This window comes from Asanoa iriomotensis, assembly GCF_016862515.1.
Lineage (GTDB): Bacteria > Actinomycetota > Actinomycetes > Mycobacteriales > Micromonosporaceae > Asanoa > Asanoa iriomotensis.
In genome coordinates, this window is record NZ_BONC01000057.1 from 1 (window position 1) to 16,287 (window position 16,287).

The window sequence follows — 16,287 nt, forward strand, 5'->3', positions numbered from 1 at the left end:
GCCGGGGCCGACCAGCAGGCCGACGATGATGAGCACGATGCCCCAGAGGAGCTGCCGCCGGAACAGCGCGAAGATGCCGGCGACGACGAGGATCACTGCGAGGATCCAGAGAAGTAGGTCCATGCTGATCAAATACCCGATGCCGCCGAAGAAGAAACGTTGTCGGCCGCGAGGTTGAACACGCTGTACGCCTGTTTGATGACGGGGTGGGCCACGTTGCGCACCCGCACGCCGCCGGGCGTGCGCCCGCGCTCGCTGCCGTGGTGCGCGTGCCCGTGCACCGCCAGCGCGGTCGGCGCCGAGTCGATGGCCTGACCGAGCAGATAGGACCCGAGGAACGGGTAGATCTCCAGCGGCTCGCCGGCCAGCGTGTCCGGCACGGGGGAGTAGTGGGTCAGTGCCACCCGCACGTCGCAGTCCAGGTCGCGCAGCGCGGCGCCGAGCCGCTCGGCGACCGCGCCCGTGGTGCGCACGAACGCCTTCATCTCCGGCTCGCCGAACTCGCTCGCGCAGCGGCCCGCGAAGCCGCCACCGAAGCCCTTGACCCCGGCCACGCCCAACCGCACGCCGTCGACCCGGACCACGGTGCTGTCGCCTTCCAGCACCGTGATGCCGGCGTCGCCCAACGCGGCCAGCACGCCGGGCACCTCGTCGCAGTGGTGGTCGTGGTTGCCGAGCACGGCGATCACGGGTACGCCGAGCCCGCCGAACTCCGTCGCCACGCACTTGGCCTCCGCCTCCGTGCCGTGCCGCGTCAGGTCGCCGGCGAGCAGCAGCACGTCGGCGTGCTCGGGCAACTCCTCCAGCGCCGGCCGGAACCGGCCCAGCACGTCGCGGTCGATGTGGACGTCGCCGACGGCAGCGATCCTGATCACGCGAGCTCCTCCGCCTCGGTCGGCGCGGCCGCGCGGGTCACCCCGATGTCGGCCGCGATCTCGATGCCGGGGAAGCGTTCGTGCACCAGGCGCACGATCTCGTCCCGCCGGTGCGGGCTCTCCACCTCGCCGCAGAGCACCAGGCCCGGCTCGGTGCGGACCACGGTGATGCCCTGCTCCGCGACGCCGAGATCCTCGGCCAGCGCGCGCTGCACCTCGGCCTCCGTGTAGTCGTTCATGAGTCCCTCCGGTAACCGGGGTAGGGCACGACGTCGAGGCGGTCCAGCAAAACCAGGAACGCCTCCGCGTACGGCGACTGCGCGGTCTCCTTGCGCACCCGGTCCCAGTCGATCTGCTCGCGCAGGGACCGGGCCAGCGGCAGGCCGCGGGCGAAGTCGCAGTAGTGCTGGGAGAAGCTGAGCAGCTTGTGCACCATCAGCCCGGTCGCGGAGAGCACCGGCATCTGGATCGCGTCGACCGTGCGGGTCACGGTGTCGCCGAACGTCTCGTCGGTCACCGGGCTCTCGATCGGCCGGTGGATCAGGTCGACCAGGTGACCGTCCTCGTCGTAGACCTTGACCAGCCAGTCCTCGGGCGGCCGCTCGGCCGTGAAGCCCGCCTCGACCAGGGCTGCCAGCGCCCGCTCGGCGTCCTCCTCCTTGATCAGGAAGTCGACGTCGTGGTCGCTGGAGTGGCCGCCGTGCGCGTACACGGCGAAGCTGCCGGCCAGCGCGAACGGTATCTCCGTCTGCTTGAGGACGGCCGCGACCCGCTTGAGGGTCAGCAGCAGCGAATCGTCCCCGTGCGATGCCATATCGCCATCTCCCGTCGTGTCAGGAACCATCCCCGTACCCGTGGGTCCAGGGCCTCACACCTGTAACGGGGGTGATTCCACCCAGTTCATCCCGTTAGTGCGGGCCAGCGTGCCCGGGACCGCTACCGTTGTCCGGCATGGCGGTTGAGCGGCTGCGCACGGTCGCGCTGGTGGGCATCGACGGGTCGGGCAAAACCACCCAGGCCAACCGGCTGGCGGCCGTGCTGTCGGACGCCGGCCTGCCCGCCACCTACCGGCAGAACGCCGGCGGCCGGGCCTGGTTCGGCCACTTCGCCCGCCGGTTCGGCCTGGCCGACGGTCCGGCGCTGTTCGGCCGCCGCGGCATGCTGCTGGTCGAGTCGGTGCTGCGGTGGCTCGCGATCGCCCGCACCCACCTGCGCTCGCGGTTCGCCCGCGACCTCGCGGTGATGGACCGGCACGCGGTCGACCAGTACGTGAGCATCCGCGCGCACGCCGGCGGCCGGGGCGAGCGGTTCGCCCGGCTGGCCTACGGGCTGTTCGCGGCGCCGGACGTGACCGTGCTGCTGGCCGTCGACCCGCGCGACGCGTACCGCCGGATCGAGGACCGCGGCACCGACCACGAGAGCCTCGAATATCTGGCCGCGGCCGACGCCGCCTTCCGCTCGCTGCCGGAGTCACCGGGGTTCGTCGTGGTTGACGCCGGCGGCGCGCCGGACGAGGTGACCACCGCGGTGCTGGCGGCGCTGAAACCCTGGCTGCCGCCGCTGCACCTGCCGCCGGACCTGGACCCGGACGGTGACGTCACGCCCGCCCGTACACCGGAATCGCCGCACCGCTCGTCGGCGCCGACTCGTCGCTCGCCAGGAACCTGATCACCGGCGCGATCTCGGCGGGCTTCACCCACTTGGTGAAGTCGGCGTCCGGCGACTCCCGGCGGTTGAACGGCGTGTCGATCACGCTCGGCAGCACCGCGTTGCAGCGCACGCCGCGGTTCTTGTAGTCCGCCGCGATCCCGTTCGAGAGCGCGAGCACGGCGGCTTTCGAGAGCGCGTACGCGCTGCCGGTGGCGAACGGGGCGAGCGCCGCGCGGGCCGAGAGGCAGACCACCGCACCGCCCTCGCGGAGCAGGTGCGGAAGTGCGGCCGAGGTGACCAGGAACGTGGGCCGGACGTTGAGCGACAGCAGTCGCTCGACCTCCTCGACCGGGGTCTCGTGCACGAGCGTGCCGCCGCCGTACCCGCCGACGAGGTTGACCACCGCGCGCAACGGCGCGTCCGGATCGCCGGAGGCGACGTCGACCGCGGCGGACACCGCGGCCGGGTCGGTGAGGTCCGCGGCCACCTCGAGAACCTCGGTGCGGCCCGTCTCCATCGGGCTGCGCACCGGGGCGACCACCCGCCACCCGTGGCCGACGAACTCGTCGACCACGGCGCCTCCGAGGCCGCCGTGTGCGCCGGTCACAATCACCGTCCGACCGCTCATGGCCTCACCGTAACGGTTCCGCTGTCAGTGAAAGCCCCTGTTGCGGCGCGCCACGCCCCTTGGATGATCGGGCGATGCGACTTCTCGTACTCGGTGGAACGGTCTTCCTCGGTCGTGCGGTGGCCCGGCTCGCGCAGGCGGCCGGCCACGACGTGACCTGCCTGGCCCGCGGCGAATCCGGCGGCGCGATCGACGGCGTGCGGTTCGTCACCGGCGACCGGGACCGACCCGACGGTCTGTCCGCAGTGGATGGTGAGACGTTCGACGCGGTGGTGGACGTCACGATCCGGCCCAGCCACGCCCGGCACGCGGTCGCCGCGCTGGCCGGCCGCGTCGGGCACTACTCGTTCGTGTCGACCTGCAACGTCTATCCCGACGACGCCACGCCGGGGCAGCGCGCCGACACCGCCAAGCTGCACGACCCGGCACCGCCGGAGGTCGACAACCCGCGCGACGGACAGATGGACATGTACGGGCCGTGCAAGGTGGCCGCCGAGAACGCGATCCGGGACGGGATCGGCGCCGACCGGGTGTTCCTCTGCCGGGCCGGGCTGATCGTCGGTCCCGAGGACCGCAGCGACCGGTTCCCGTACTGGGTCGCGCGGATGCGCCGGGGCGGCGAGGTGCTGGCGCCCGGCTCGCCCGACGATCTGGTGTCGTTCGTCGACGTGGACGACCTGGCCGAATGGCTGCTGCTCGCCGGCACCACGGGACTCGCGGGCGCGTACGACGGCGCGGGTCTGCCGATGCCGCGTTCGCGTTTCCTGACGGAGCTGCGGGACGCGCTGGCGCCCGACGGCACGACGCTCACCTGGGTCGACCAGGAGTTCCTGGTCGAGCAGGACGTGCGGCCCTGGTCGGGCGAGCGGGCCCTGCCGCTCTGGCTGCCCTTGCCCGAGTACGCCGGGTTCATGACCCGCGACACGGCCCGCTCGGTGGATGCCGGTCTGACGGCCCGTCCGATTGCCGACACCGCCCTGCGTACGGCCGACTGGATGCAAGCGTTTCCGCAGGACGTGAAGGCCGGCGGGCTGGTCGCCGACGACGAGGCATCCGTGCTGCGGGAGTGGCACGTCCGGTCGGTCTGACACCCTGATTTCGGGTAGTTGACGGCGCTCGGCGCGTGAAAGTAAGTTTCATGCGTGGCGAAGACAGCGAAGGTTTCTGCGATGCCCGAGCCGGGCCTGATCGTCCAGATCAGCGGTCTGCTCCCGGCGCTGTCTCCGGCCGAGCAACGGGTCGCGCGGCTCGTCGTGGCCGATCCCGCCGACGCGGCCCGGCGGACCATCACCGACCTGGCGACGGCGGCGGAGACCTCCGAGGCGACGGTGATCCGGTTCTGCCGGTCCGTCGGCCTCGAAGGCTACCCGCAGCTGCGGATCCGGCTCGCAGCCGAGGCCGCCCGCCGGGTCGAGCCGCCGGACGCCCGCGTGGTCGGCGGCGACATCCCGCCGGGCGCCGACTTCACCCAGATCATCGCCACGATCGCGTTCAACGACGCTCGCGCGGTCGAGGAGACCGCGCAGCAGCTCGACCCCGAGGTCTGCGAGGCGGTCGTCGAGGCGCTCAACGGCGCGAGCCGCATCGAGATCTACGGCGCCGGCGCGAGCGGCTTCGTCGCCTCCGACTTCCAGCAAAAGCTGCACCGGATCGGCCGCACCGCCTACTACTGGCCCGACGTGCACTCGGCGCTGACCTCGGCCGCGCTGCTCGGCAAGGGCGACGTGGCGATCGGCATCTCGCACACCGGCACCACCGGCGACGTGCTCGACGTGCTCGAGGTGGCCCGCTCCCGCGGCGCCACCACGGTCGCCCTGACCAACTTCCCGCGCTCGCCGATCGCCGACGTGGCCGACCACGTGCTGACCACCGCGGCCCGCGAGACCACCTACCGTTCCGGCGCCACCGCCAGCCGGCTGGCCCAGCTCACCGTCGTCGACTGCCTCTTCGTCGGTGTCGCGGCCCGCAACCGGGCCAAGGCGAGAAAGGCGCTGGAGGTCACCGCCGAAGCGGTGCGCTCCCGCCGGGTCGTGCGGCGGCGCGGGTGAGCGGTCCCGAGGTGGTCCGGGTCGTGGCGCCCACCGAGCGGCGCAACCCGGCCTCGTACGACCTCGACCTGCTGCCGACCCGCGAGGTGTTGCAGCTCATCAACGACGCGGACCAGACCGTGCCCGGTGTGGTCGCCGGCGTGCTCGACGCGGTCGAGGCGGCCGTCGACCTGGCGGTCGAGGCGCTGCGGGCCGGCCGCCGGGTGCACTACTTCGGCGCCGGCACGTCCGGCCGGGTCGGCGTGGTCGACGCCGCCGAGCTGCCGCCGACGTTCGGCTCGCCGGTCGACTGGTTCTGCCCGCACCTCGCCGGCGGTCGCGACGCGATGTGGGGCGCGGTCGAGGATGCCGAGGACGACGTGGCCGCGGGCGCCGAAGAGGCCCGTTCCTGCGTGCGGCCGTTCGACCTGGTGGTCGGCCTGGCGGCCTCGGGCCGCACGCCCTACGTGCTGGGCGCGTTGCGCGCGTCTGCGGCGCTGGGTGCGCGCACCGCGCTGGTCGCGGCGGACCCGGATGCGGCCGCCCAGGCCGACGTCGACCTGTTCATCGGGCTCGACACGGGTCCCGAGGTGGTCACCGGCTCGACCCGGATGAAGGCGGCCAGCGCCCAGAAGCTGGTGCTGCACGCGTTCTCGACGACCGTGATGGTGCGGCTCGGCCGCGTCTACTCAAACCTGATGATCGACATGTCGGCGACCAACGCGAAGCTGCGCGGCCGGATGATCTCGATCCTGGTCGAGGCGACCGGATGCCCGGCAGCCGACTGCACGCGCGCCCTGACGGCCGCGGACGGCGATCTCAAGACGGCTCTGGTGTCGCTGGTCTCAGGCGCAGCCGTCCCGGAAGCACGCGCCGCCCTCGCGCGTTCCCAACAACAGGTGAGGGACGCGCTCGCGCTGCTCGCCTGAGGTGTTCTTCGAGTGAACCATGGCGCTCTGTGGTGCGTGTCACTACGCAGTGACGCGAATCCCATCGGAGCAGTGGTCTACGTCGCTGCGGAAGAACAGTCGGAAATGGTGTGATAAATACGGCGCGCGGACGGCCAACGGGGGTGGGCCCGCGACGCGATCTCAGAACCCTGAGAGCTAGCAGAGTGAATATGACACTCACTCTCAGGAACTACTCAGGCATTCGTGACAGTTTCGACTCGCAAGACGGAATCCCCGGAGCGTCTCAACTGTTGTGTAGGTGTCAGCACCGATGAGGCATCTCACGAGTTACCGGGGAGAGGCAGGTCGGTGTGAAGCACGAGAACGTTGGGGTTACCGAGGGGACAGTGGGCAACGTGGAGAACAACATCGTGATGCGCACGGACGAGGTCGCCGAAGAGCGCGACCTGGTCGGCGTCTACCTGCACGAGATCTCCCGCACGCCGTTGCTCGACGCGGCCCGGGAGGTGGAGCTCTCCAAGTCGATCGAGGCCGGCCTCTACGCGGAACACCTTCTCGACGAGGACAAGATTCCTTCCGGCGTCGAGCGCGAAGAGCTCGAGCGGCTGGTCGTCGAGGGTGACCGGGCCAAGGACCTGTTCATCCGCGCCAACCTGCGGCTGGTCGTGTCGATCGCACGGCGCTACGTGCGGTCCGGCATGCCGATGCTCGACCTGATCCAGGAAGGCAACACGGGCCTGGTCCGCGCGGTCGAGAAGTTCGACTACGAGCGCGGCTTCAAGTTCTCCACCTACGCGACCTGGTGGATCCGCCAGGCGATCAGCCGGGCGATCGCACAGCAGGAGCGCACGGTGCGGCTGCCGGTGCACCTCGTCGAGGACGTCAACCGGATGCGCAACGTCGCCCGCCAGCTGACCCGCGAGCTCGGCTCCGACCCCGAGCCGGAGCAGATCGCGGCGGCCCTGGGCGTGCCGGTGGAGCGGGTGCACGAGCTGGTCCGCTGGTCGCAGGACACGGTGTCGCTGGACACCCCGGTCGGCGACGACGGCGACACCAACCTCGGTGACCTGGTCGCCGACAACGACGCGCCGTCGCCGGAGGACGTCGTCCTCTCGACGCTCGAGCGGCAGCGCATCGAGAGCCTGCTCAACCACCTCGACGACCGGTCGGCCGGCATCATGCGGGCGCGGTACGGCCTCGAGGACGGCCGCGAGCACTCGCTGACCGAGGTCGCGTCCCGGTTCTCGCTCTCCCGGGAGCGGATCCGGCAGCTCGAGATCCAGGCGCTCGGCCGGCTGCGCGAGCTGGCCCGCGCGGAGGGCCTGCAGGCCGCGTAACACAATTCATCGAAACGGCTGGCGTCCGGTAGGGGGACGCCAGCCGTTTCTGTATGTCTACGCCGTCCGGGTGATGGTGAAGTCGAGCCCCTGTGCGGGGTCGTAGGTCCAGGTGGCGCGGAAGCCCGGCCAGGTGCCCTCGACCTTCCCGTCGCGGGTCCGGGTGCTGAACATCCGCTGCTTGATGTCCTCGGGCACCTTCGTCTCCTCGAGGATGCACTCGAGCCCGGTCAGGCTGACCCCGCTCGTGTCCTTGGTGCCGGTGTTGTCGACGACGAGCGTCGCGCCGTTGTCCTGCACCTTCGTGCCCTGGCCGTCGGCGTCGCACACGCGCTGCGACTGCGCGAGGAGGTCCGTCGAGGGTCCCGCCGGCGCACTGCCGGAGGGTGCCAGCGTCACCGCGGCGACGCCGAGGGCCACCAGCATGAGCACGGCCCCACCGCCGATCACCAGCGCGGCCCGCCTGGTTCGCCGGGTCTTGGCCTCAGGGTCGTCCTCCGGCGCGGTCTGTAGGTCGTCGAGCACGGTGGCCTCCTTGCGATGACTGCCGCCGGGTGCCCCCGTCCCTCGCCCCGGCCGGTCGATCGCGCAACGACCAGCGCAGCCCGCCGGTTACGGACCGGCCCCGGCCGGGGGACCGAACCGGTCCGCCTGCCGGGGCCTGCCGAGGATCAGCGCACTCGGCCGTAGCCGTAGGGCGTCATCATGGTGACCGACGCCAGCTTGACCGACTCGCCGAAGGTGGGTGCGTGGATCACCTGGCCGCCGCCGACGTACAGGGCGACGTGCCCCAGCCCGCTGTAGAAGACCAGGTCACCCGGAGCGAGCTCGCTGCGGGAGATGTGCGCGACCTGGTCCCATTGCATCGCGGCGTTGTGCGGCAGACTCTTGCCCGCCGCGCGCCAGGCCGCCAGGGTCAGGCCCGAGCAGTCGTAACCGTTCGGACCCTCGGCCGCCCAGACGTACGGCGTGCCGATCGCGTTGTACGCGTACCGGACCGCCACGCCCGCCTTGCCGGACACCGACGGGATCTTCCCGCTGTACGCGGACCCGCTCGACGTCGACGAGCCGTAGGCCTGCTTGCGCAGGTCGTACAACTTGTCGAGGTCTGCCTGGATCTTCTTCTTGCGGGCCTGGAGCTCCTTGGCCTGCGCGTCCTGCTGGGCCCGCGCGGTGGCCAGGCGCTGCTGGTCGGCGGTCAGCTGTTCCCGGGTGGCCTGGAACGCGTCGATCTGCGTCTGACGTTCCCGGGCGAGCGCGTCCAGCGCCGACATCCGGTCCAGCAACCCTGAGCTGTCACCCAGCAGGGCGCCGGCGGTGCCGAGCCGACCGGTCTGGTAGGCCGCGACCGCGATGTCCCCGACCTCGGCCTGCGCCGCGTCGAGCTGCTGCTGCAGCGGAGCGAGGCGACCTTGCACCTTGCCCGCTTCCGCCTTGGTTGCCTTCGTCTCCTCGTTGAGCTTGTTGTAGGCCTCGACGACCTTCTCCAGCTCGGCAGACGACCTGTTGATTTTGGTGGTGAGCTCACTGGCCGACGGTTCCGCCGACGCCGCGCCCGCGGGCACGGCAACGACCACCGCCATGGCGACCAGCACGAGCGCACGCAGCGACATCCGTGCTGACGACAAGGGCAGACCCTTCTTCGCGGCCGCCTACCGGGTTAGCTGACGGGTTCGGACGAGAAGGACGCCCTACCGCGCGCCACGCGCGCGGATTCACCCCAGTGCTCGGTTGGGTCCCCGATTCGCCATGTGGCCAGGCAGTCGTCGTTGCGGGGCGCTCGGCTAGGACCGGGCGCGGCGCGGGCCGGCGATTCGGCGGCACCGGCGGGGTGCCATCCGGGGGGATGGCTTGAGGAACCTCACCGGCGCCTCACCGTAACCCCGCACCCCACCCGCACAAAGCGTCTCAGGGGTTATCCGCCCTTTATCAGCCGAATGATCCGCACCGAAAGCAGGACAGCTCACACCTGCGGGCAAAGAAATTTCATTGGCAGTGCAAAAATCTTGGGCCCGGCTCTAGCGACGGTCGGTTACTACGTAGTTAAATGTGTTTCACCTTGTGACCCACACCACACTCACACGCATCCAGACGCACAAAGTGGGGCGCCCCGGTGCTGCAAGTCCGAAATCTCGAGGTCGTCTACGACGACGTGATGCTTGTCTTACGCGGTGTCTCGCTCGACCTCCCGAGCGGCGCCGTCGTCGCCCTGCTCGGCGCCAACGGCGCGGGCAAGACGACCCTGCTGCGGGCCCTGACCGGCCTCCTCGACGTCCACGACGGCGCGGTGACGAAGGGCTCGGTGACCCTCGACGGCGACCCGATCCACGGCCTGCGGCCGGCCGCCATCGTGCGGCGCGGTGTCAGCCAGGTCATGGAGGGCCGCCGCATCTTCGGCGAGCTGAGCGTGGAGGACAACCTCCGCGTCGGCGGCCACACCAACGCCGGCGCCGTCGGCGAGCGGCTCGACCACGTCTACGGCCTGTTCCCGGTGCTCAAGGACCGCCGCCGGAAGCTGGCCGGCTACCTGTCCGGGGGTGAGCAGCAGATGCTCGCGATGGGGCGGGCGCTGATGGCGAAACCCCGCTACCTGCTGCTCGACGAGCCGAGCCTCGGCCTCGCGCCCCGCCTGGTCGACCAGGTCCGCGAGATCATCGTCGAGATCAACAAGTCGGGCACCGCGGTGCTGCTGGTCGAGCAGAACGCGGCGATGGCGCTGTCGATCGCGAGCCACGGGTACGTGCTCGAGACCGGCAAGGTCGTCCTCGACAAGCCCGCCGACCGGCTGCTGGCCGACGACGACGTGCGCGAGTTCTACCTGGGCCTCGGCGCCGCCGACACGGGCGCCGCGCGCCGCTCGTTCCGCGACGTCAAGCACTACAAACGGCGCAAGCGGTGGTTGTCATGAGCGGCGATATCCTGGCCTTCGAGGACGTGCACCTGAGCTTCGCCGGTGTGAAGGCGATCGACGGCATCAGCTTCACGGTCGGCGAGCGCGAGCTGTTCGCCATCATCGGGCCCAACGGCGCCGGCAAGACGTCGATCTTCAACGTGCTCTCCGGCGTCTACCGCCCGCAGCGCGGCCGGGTCGTCTTCGACGGCGCCGACCTGATCGGTCGCCGCCCGCACCAGATCGCGGCCCGCGGCATGGCCCGCACCTTCCAGAACGTCGAGCTGTTCGCGAACCTCACGGTCCTCGACAACCTGATGCTCGGACGACACCACCACATCGGGTACGGGACGCTGGCGGCCCTCGCCTGGCTCGGCAAGGCCCGGCGGGCCGAAGTCGCGGCGCGCGCGCGGGTCGAGGACATCATCGACTTCCTGGAGCTCGAGCAGTGGCGCCGGCTGCCGGTCGGCCTGCTGCCCTACGGCGTGCAGAAGCGCGTCGAGCTCGGCCGGGCCCTGGCGATGGAGCCCAAGCTGCTCCTCCTCGACGAGCCGGTCGGCGGCATGAACGTCGAGGAGACCGAGGACATGGCCCGCTACATCCTCGACATCCGCGACGAGCTGGACATCCCGATCGTGCTCGTCGAGCACGACATGGGCCTGGTGATGGACCTGGCCGACCGGGTGATGGTGGTCGACTTCGGCCACCCGGTGGCGACCGGCGCTCCGGCCGAGATCCAGCACGACCCCGACGTGATCCGCGCCTATCTGGGGGAGGTGGATCGGGCATGACGCTGGCACCGACCCGCACCGACACGGTGACCACGATCGCGTCCCGGATCCGCGACCGGGCCGCGGCGACGCCACACGGTGTCGCGATGCGCGAGAAGCACCACGGCATCTGGCGGCAGTACACCTGGTCCGACTACTGGGACCAGGCGCTGACCGTCGCGCACGGCCTGCTCGCCCTCGGCGTGCGGCCGGGCGACCGGGTCGCGGTGCACGCCGACAACCGGCCCGAGTGGCTGTTCACCGACGTGGCCACGGTCGCGGTCCGGGCGACCACCGTCGGGCTCTACCCGACCAACCCGGCACCGGAGGTCGGTTACCTGCTGTCCCACTCGGGCGCCAGGGTGCTGGTCGCCGAAGACCAGGAGCAGGTCGACAAGGCGCTCGAGGTGATCGGCGAGTGCCCCGACCTGGAGCGGGTGATCTACCTCGAGCCGCGCGGCATCCGGCACCGCTACGACCACCCGGCGCTGCTCGGCTGGGACGACCTGCTGGCGCTGGGCCGCGAGCACCGGGCCGCGCACGCCGAGGCGGTCGACGACCTGATGGCGACCACGACGCTCGACGACATCGCCACGCTGATCTACACGTCGGGCACGACCGGTCCGCCCAAGGGCGCGATGCTGTCGGTGGCCAATGTGGACTTCGCGGTGCGCACGATCAGTGCCGGCCGGGGTTTCGCCGGTGCCCCGCCGGGCCCGCGCGACCTGCTGGTGTCCTACCTGCCGCTGTGCCACGTCGCCGAGCGGATCTTCACGATCTGGTTCAACGCCGGCGCCGGCATCCAGGTCAACTTCGCCGAGTCGATCGCCACCGTGCAGGCCAACCTGCGCGAGGTGCAGCCGACGATCCTGTTCGGCGTGCCGCGCATCTGGGAGAAGATGCTGGCAACGGTGCAGATCAAGCTGGCCAACGCGTCGCCCGTCAAGCGGCTCAACGCCCGGCTCTGGCTGCGGGTGGCCGACCGGATCGGCGCCACGCTGGTGCGCACCGGCGGGGTGCACACGTTCGGCACCCGACTCGCGTACGCGACCGGTTGGCTCTTCTTCTACCGCGCCCTGCGCGAGCGGGTCGGCATCGGCCGGGTCCGGTTCGCGGCTTCCGGCGCCGCGCCGATCGCGCCCGACGTGCTGCGCTTCTTCATGGGCATCGGCGTGCCGATGTACGAGGTCTACGGCATGACCGAGAGCTCGGCGATCGCGACGGGCAACCGGCCGCGGCGGGTGCGGCTCGGCACGGTCGGCGAGGCCGAGGACGACACCGAGCTGCGGCTCGACCCGGCCACCGGCGAGATCCAGCTCCGGCACGCGGGCGTGTTCGTCGGCTACTTCAACGACCCGGCGGCGACGGCGCGGGCCAGGACCGACGACGGGTGGCTGCGCACCGGCGACATCGGCGAGTGGTCCGGCGACGGCCACACGCATCTGCGAATCACGGACCGGGCCAAGGACATCATGATCACCGCGGGCGGCAAGAACATCGCGCCCAGCGAGATCGAGAACGCGCTCAAGGCGTCGCCGTACATCAAGGAGGCGATCCTGCTCGGCGATCGCAAGCCGTTCCTGGCCGCGCTGATCGGCATCGAGTGGGACACGGTCGGCGAGTGGGCGCAGCGCCGTGGCGTCGGCTACACCACCTACCGCGACCTGTCCGACAAGGACGAGGTGCGCGCGCTGGTGCAGTCGGTGGTCGACGACGTCAACCGGCGGCACGCCCCGGTCGAGCACGTGCGCGAGTTCCGGATGCTGCCCAAGGAGCTCGACCACGAGGACGGCGAGCTGACCGCGACCCAGAAGGTCCGCCGCTCCGCGGTGGCCGACCTGTTCGGCGACCTGGTCGACGACATCTACAAGGCGAAGGCAGCGGCATGAGCTCTTTCGTCGAGGGCTTCTTGCGGGGGATCGGCGTGGGAAGCGTGTACGCGCTGCTCGCGCTCGGTTTCGTGATCATCTACAAGGCGACGCGGGTGATCAGCTTCGCCCAGCCGGCCCTGATGCTCGCCGGCGTCGTGCTGGTCAGCCACCTCGCCGTCCCGCTCGGCTTCTGGGGCGCGCTGCCGGTGGCCGCCCTGCTCACCGCGCTGCTCGGGCTCGGCATCGAGCGCGGCGCGGTGCGCCCGATGATCGGCCGCCCGGCGTTCGTCGTCGCGATCATCACGCTCGGCGTCGACGTGGCCATCCGGGTCGTGGTCAACATCTTCATCGGGCTCGACGTGCGCAACGTGCACGACCCGTGGGGGCTGGGCACTCTGGTGATCGGCGACGTCCACATCGAACACCGGCACATCGCGGCGTTCCTGTGCGCGGCGGTGCTGGTGGCGGGGCTGTTCGCGTTCTTCCGGTTCACCCGGATGGGCCTCGCGATGCGGGCCGCGGCCGACGACCAGGAGGCCGCGCTCGCACAGGGCGTCTCGGTCGGCGCGGTGTTCGCGCTGAGCTGGGCACTGGCCGGTGCGCTGGCCGCGGTGGGCGGCACGTTCGCGGCCGCGGGCGGCAGCTTCGACGGCACGCTCTGGCTGACCGCGCTGGTCGCGCTTCCCGTGATCATCCTCGGCGGGCTCGACTCGCTGCCCGGCGCGGTGGTCGGCGGCCTGGCCGTCGGCGTCGCGCAGGAGCTGGTCGCCACCTACCAGAACCACACGCCCTGGCTCGGCGGCAACGTCTCGGTGATCACGCCGTACGTGCTGATGCTGCTTGTCCTGCTCGTGCGCCCCTACGGGCTGTTCGGCACCCGGGAGGTCGAACGGGTATGACGGTTGCCACCAAGGCCCCGCGCGGAAGGCCGTTGCTGTTCACGTCGTACTCCCGCGAGATGGGCCTGTTCCCGACGACCACCCGCAAGGTGGCGTTCGGCGTGCTGCTCGCGGTGACGGCGCTGCTGCCGTTCATGCTCGCCGACGCCGAGCTGCAACTGCTGGCGACGTGCTGCATCGCCGCGATCGGCGCGATCGGGCTCGGCCTGGTCACCGGCTATGCGGGCCAGGTGTCGCTCGGGCACGCGTTCTTCCTCGGCATCGGCGCGTACACCGCCTCCGTGATCAGCGGTGACCCCGACGGCCGCACCCTCGGCCTCGGTGTGACCAACCTGCTCGTCTGGTTGCCGGCCGCGGGCCTGGTCGCCGGGCTGTTCGGCGTGATCGTCGCGCCGCTGGCCACCCGGCTGCGCGGTCTCTACCTGGCGATCGTCACGCTCGGCCTGGTCTTCATCGGAGCGCACATCTTCAACGAGTGGTCGAGCGTGACCGGCGGCGTCGGCGTCGGCCGGCCCGCGCCGACCCTCGAGGTCTTCGGCTGGTCGCTGACCGAGACGACCGCGTCGGCCACCCGCGACCAGAAGCTGTTCTGGCTGATGGCCGGGCTGCTGCTGGTGTTCGCGCTGGCGGCGCGCAACCTCGCCCGGTCGCGGGTCGGCCGGGCGTTCACGGCGATCCGCGACCGCGACATCGCGGCCGGCGTGATCGGCGTCAACCTGGCCCGCTACAAGACGATCGCGTTCGCGGTCTCGTCCTTCTACGCCGGCTGTGCGGGAGCGCTGCTGTTCACGGTGACGGGGTTCATCGAACCCAGCTCGTTCAGCCTGCTGCTGTCGGTCCAGTACATCGCGATGGTGTTGATCGGCGGCGCCGGCACCATCTCCGGTGCGATCGCCGGGGCGTTCTTCATCACCCTGCTGCCGCGGATCATCCGCGAGCTGCAGGCCTTCCTACCGTTCATCAGCACCGACGCCAACGAGGTGCCCAATGTGCTGCAGGTCGAGTCGATCCTCTACGGCGTCCTGATCATCGTTTTCCTGATTTTCGAACCGCGGGGGCTCTTCGGCCTGTGGGTCCGCGCGCGCAACTACTGGAAGTCCTGGCCCTTCTCCTACTAAGAGGTGCGCATGAAACGACTGGCATCCGGTGCCGCGGTCGTTCTCCTCGCGGTCGCCCTCGGCGGCTGCCGCGGAAGCGACACGGAGACCGGTGAGTCCGGCGTCAAGACCGACGTCGGTGTGACGGCGGAGCCTTGCCCCGAGGCCGTCAACAAAGACAAGGGCTGCATCTATCTCGGCATCATCTCCGACCTCACCGAGGGCCCGTTCCGGGCGTTGGCGGTGCCGATCACCGATGCCCAGAAGGCGTTCTGGAAGCGGGTCAACTCCAACGGTGGGATCGGCGACTACGAGGTCGACGTCACCAAATATGTCCGGGACAACAAGTACAACCCGCAGGTGACCAACCAGGTGTACCAGGAGATCAAGCCCAACATCCTGGCGCTGGCGCAGACGCTGGGCTCGCCGACGACGGCGGCGATCCTGCCCGACATGAAGGCCAGCAACGTGGTCGGCTCGCCGGCGGCGTGGACCTCGGCTTATGCGTTCGAGGACGTGATCATCGAGTCCGGTGCCAACTACTGCATCGAGTCGATGAACGCGCTCGACTACGCCAACGAGGTCTACAAGCCCAAGAAGGTCATGGCGGTGCACCTGGCCGGTGACTACGGCGACGACGCCGCAGCGGGCGCGAAGCTCGCTTCCGAGAAGCTGGGCTTCGAGTTCGCCGACGTGAAGACCGACACCGGCACCGACAAGCAGGCCGGCGCGGTCGGGGCGATCCTGCAGCAGCAGCCCGACGTGGTCATCCTGACCACCGGCCCGGCCGACGCGGCCGCGGTGATCGGCGGCGCGGCGGCCCGGGGCTTCAAGGGCCGCTTCATCGGCACCAGCCCGACCTGGAACCCGGCGTTGCTGCAGAGCCCGGCGGGCCCGGCGCTGACCGCGCTGTACGAGCAGAGCGGGCCGTGGGGCTCGTGGGGCACCGACTCACCGGGCCACAAGGCGATGCGGGACGCGCTGCCCGGCAAGACGCCGTCCGACGGGTACACCTCCGGTTGGGTCTGGTCGTACCCGGTGAAGGCCGCCCTGGAGAAGGCCGTCGCCAACGGTGACCTGACCCGGGCCGGCGTGGTGGCCGCGGTCAAGCAGCTCAGCTCGGTCGACTACGAGGGCATGCTGCCGGCCGGCGCGGGCAACTTCGCCGGTGGACCCGGCGGCACGTTCAAGCAGACCCAGATCTCCAAGGTGGACGCGACCGCGCCCACCGGCGTGACGAAGGTGCGCGACATGTTCGAGGGCCCGACGGCCAAGGCGTTCACCCTCGACAAGCCCTGCTTCGAACAGCTCTGACGCTCCACTCTCGGCGGC

General features: G+C 70.7%; 18 protein-coding genes and 1 riboswitch. Of the genes, 11 read left to right on the plus strand and 7 right to left on the minus strand.

The window, feature by feature from the left end; all coding sequences use genetic code 11:
• The 4 genes from Air01nite_RS41345 to Air01nite_RS30255 form a co-directional block, all read right to left on the minus strand.
• On the minus strand, positions 1–123 hold a 123-nt coding region (locus tag Air01nite_RS41345; RefSeq protein WP_239091071.1), incomplete at its 3' end, for a GPGG-motif small membrane protein.
• A 5-nt stretch (positions 124–128) separates the two neighbouring features.
• A complete protein-coding gene (locus Air01nite_RS30245; protein WP_203706754.1) occupies positions 129–875 on the minus strand; it encodes a metallophosphoesterase family protein in 747 nt (248 codons plus the stop codon).
• A complete protein-coding gene (locus Air01nite_RS30250; RefSeq protein WP_203706755.1) occupies positions 872–1,114 on the minus strand; it encodes a hypothetical protein in 243 nt (80 codons plus the stop codon). The genes Air01nite_RS30245 and Air01nite_RS30250 overlap by 4 nt, the downstream gene beginning before the upstream one ends.
• Positions 1,111–1,689, minus strand: coding sequence for a nucleotidyltransferase family protein (locus tag Air01nite_RS30255; RefSeq protein ID WP_203706756.1), 579 nt, complete (start codon positions 1,687–1,689; stop codon positions 1,111–1,113). The genes Air01nite_RS30250 and Air01nite_RS30255 overlap by 4 nt, the downstream gene beginning before the upstream one ends.
• A gap of 137 nt (positions 1,690–1,826) precedes the next feature.
• Between Air01nite_RS30255 and Air01nite_RS30260 the strand changes: the two genes are divergently transcribed.
• Positions 1,827–2,543 carry a dTMP kinase gene (locus Air01nite_RS30260; protein WP_203706757.1) on the plus strand — a complete coding sequence of 239 codons (717 nt, stop codon included), beginning with the start codon at positions 1,827–1,829 and terminating at the stop codon, positions 2,541–2,543.
• Here the strand turns inward: Air01nite_RS30260 and Air01nite_RS30265 are convergent.
• Positions 2,473–3,153: an SDR family NAD(P)-dependent oxidoreductase gene (locus tag Air01nite_RS30265; RefSeq protein ID WP_203706758.1), complete on the minus strand. Its 681-nt coding sequence runs from the start codon at positions 3,151–3,153 to the stop codon at positions 2,473–2,475. The genes Air01nite_RS30260 and Air01nite_RS30265 overlap by 71 nt on opposite strands.
• A 74-nt stretch (positions 3,154–3,227) precedes the next feature.
• On the opposite strand from Air01nite_RS30265, the gene Air01nite_RS30270 reads away from it, so the two are divergent.
• The 4 genes from Air01nite_RS30270 (at position 3,228) to Air01nite_RS30285 (ending at position 7,428) form a co-directional block, all read left to right on the plus strand.
• Positions 3,228–4,241, plus strand: coding sequence for an NAD-dependent epimerase/dehydratase family protein (locus tag Air01nite_RS30270; RefSeq protein WP_203706759.1), 1,014 nt, complete (start codon positions 3,228–3,230; stop codon positions 4,239–4,241).
• Positions 4,242–4,322: 81 nt separating this feature from the next.
• On the plus strand, positions 4,323–5,201 hold the full coding sequence (locus Air01nite_RS30275; protein WP_373310496.1) for a MurR/RpiR family transcriptional regulator: 879 nt from the start codon (positions 4,323–4,325) through the stop codon (positions 5,199–5,201).
• Positions 5,198–6,109, plus strand: a complete 912-nt coding sequence (locus Air01nite_RS30280; RefSeq protein ID WP_239091065.1) for an N-acetylmuramic acid 6-phosphate etherase — start codon at positions 5,198–5,200, stop codon at positions 6,107–6,109. The genes Air01nite_RS30275 and Air01nite_RS30280 overlap by 4 nt, the downstream gene beginning before the upstream one ends.
• Positions 6,110–6,504: 395 nt before the next feature.
• Entirely contained in the window at positions 6,505–7,428 is a 924-nt protein-coding gene (locus Air01nite_RS30285; protein ID WP_373310498.1) for a sigma-70 family RNA polymerase sigma factor, read from the plus strand.
• 57 nt (positions 7,429–7,485) lie between these two features.
• Here Air01nite_RS30285 and Air01nite_RS30290 read toward each other — a convergent pair whose 3' ends face one another.
• A complete protein-coding gene (locus Air01nite_RS30290) occupies positions 7,486–7,953 on the minus strand; it encodes a hypothetical protein (protein ID WP_203706762.1) in 468 nt (155 codons plus the stop codon).
• Between the two features lie 146 nt (positions 7,954–8,099).
• Positions 8,100–9,056, minus strand: a complete 957-nt coding sequence (locus tag Air01nite_RS30295; RefSeq protein ID WP_203706763.1) for a C40 family peptidase — start codon at positions 9,054–9,056, stop codon at positions 8,100–8,102.
• A gap of 6 nt (positions 9,057–9,062) precedes the next feature.
• A riboswitch (cyclic di-AMP (ydaO/yuaA leader) is annotated at positions 9,063–9,200 on the minus strand.
• A 383-nt stretch (positions 9,201–9,583) separates the two neighbouring features.
• Between Air01nite_RS30295 and Air01nite_RS30300 the strand changes: the two genes are divergently transcribed.
• From Air01nite_RS30300 to Air01nite_RS30325, 6 genes are read left to right on the plus strand one after another with little or no spacing between them, the layout of a single operon-like run.
• Complete coding sequence (locus Air01nite_RS30300; protein ID WP_203706803.1) at positions 9,584–10,336, plus strand: ABC transporter ATP-binding protein; 753 nt, start codon at positions 9,584–9,586, stop codon at positions 10,334–10,336.
• Positions 10,333–11,109, plus strand: coding sequence for an ABC transporter ATP-binding protein (locus Air01nite_RS30305; protein ID WP_203706764.1), 777 nt, complete (start codon positions 10,333–10,335; stop codon positions 11,107–11,109). The genes Air01nite_RS30300 and Air01nite_RS30305 overlap by 4 nt, the downstream gene beginning before the upstream one ends.
• Positions 11,106–12,977: an AMP-dependent synthetase/ligase gene (locus Air01nite_RS30310; protein WP_203706765.1), complete on the plus strand. Its 1,872-nt coding sequence runs from the start codon at positions 11,106–11,108 to the stop codon at positions 12,975–12,977. Before Air01nite_RS30305 ends, Air01nite_RS30310 begins: the two co-directional genes overlap by 4 nt.
• The gene (locus Air01nite_RS30315) at positions 12,974–13,858 is read left to right on the plus strand and encodes a branched-chain amino acid ABC transporter permease (RefSeq protein ID WP_203706766.1); all 885 of its coding nucleotides are present in this window, start codon (positions 12,974–12,976) and stop codon (positions 13,856–13,858) included. Before Air01nite_RS30310 ends, Air01nite_RS30315 begins: the two co-directional genes overlap by 4 nt.
• Positions 13,855–14,976, plus strand: a complete 1,122-nt coding sequence (locus tag Air01nite_RS30320; RefSeq protein ID WP_203706767.1) for a branched-chain amino acid ABC transporter permease — start codon at positions 13,855–13,857, stop codon at positions 14,974–14,976. The genes Air01nite_RS30315 and Air01nite_RS30320 overlap by 4 nt, the downstream gene beginning before the upstream one ends.
• Positions 14,977–14,985: 9 nt before the next feature.
• Complete coding sequence (locus Air01nite_RS30325; protein ID WP_203706768.1) at positions 14,986–16,269, plus strand: ABC transporter substrate-binding protein; 1,284 nt, start codon at positions 14,986–14,988, stop codon at positions 16,267–16,269.
• Positions 16,270–16,287: the final 18 nt, after the last annotated feature.

Bases quoted from the DNA above. Each gene is read 5' to 3' on its own strand.
- Air01nite_RS30250 (WP_203706755.1), bottom strand. From the start codon at position 1,114: ATGAACGACTACACGGAGGCCGAGGTGCAGCGCGCGCTGGCCGAGGAT.
- Air01nite_RS30255 (WP_203706756.1), bottom strand. From the start codon at position 1,689: ATGGCATCGCACGGGGACGATTCGCTGCTGCTGACCCTCAAGCGGGTC.
- Air01nite_RS30260 (WP_203706757.1), top strand. From the start codon at position 1,827: ATGGCGGTTGAGCGGCTGCGCACGGTCGCGCTGGTGGGCATCGACGGG.
- Air01nite_RS30265 (WP_203706758.1), bottom strand. From the start codon at position 3,153: ATGAGCGGTCGGACGGTGATTGTGACCGGCGCACACGGCGGCCTCGGA.
- Air01nite_RS30270 (WP_203706759.1), top strand. From the start codon at position 3,228: ATGCGACTTCTCGTACTCGGTGGAACGGTCTTCCTCGGTCGTGCGGTG.
- Air01nite_RS30275 (WP_373310496.1), top strand. From the start codon at position 4,323: ATGCCCGAGCCGGGCCTGATCGTCCAGATCAGCGGTCTGCTCCCGGCG.
- Air01nite_RS30285 (WP_373310498.1), top strand. From the start codon at position 6,505: ATGCGCACGGACGAGGTCGCCGAAGAGCGCGACCTGGTCGGCGTCTAC.
- Air01nite_RS30300 (WP_203706803.1), top strand. From the start codon at position 9,584: ATGCTTGTCTTACGCGGTGTCTCGCTCGACCTCCCGAGCGGCGCCGTC.
- Air01nite_RS30305 (WP_203706764.1), top strand. From the start codon at position 10,333: ATGAGCGGCGATATCCTGGCCTTCGAGGACGTGCACCTGAGCTTCGCC.
- Air01nite_RS30310 (WP_203706765.1), top strand. From the start codon at position 11,106: ATGACGCTGGCACCGACCCGCACCGACACGGTGACCACGATCGCGTCC.
- Air01nite_RS30315 (WP_203706766.1), top strand. From the start codon at position 12,974: ATGAGCTCTTTCGTCGAGGGCTTCTTGCGGGGGATCGGCGTGGGAAGC.
- Air01nite_RS30320 (WP_203706767.1), top strand. From the start codon at position 13,855: ATGACGGTTGCCACCAAGGCCCCGCGCGGAAGGCCGTTGCTGTTCACG.
- Air01nite_RS30325 (WP_203706768.1), top strand. From the start codon at position 14,986: ATGAAACGACTGGCATCCGGTGCCGCGGTCGTTCTCCTCGCGGTCGCC.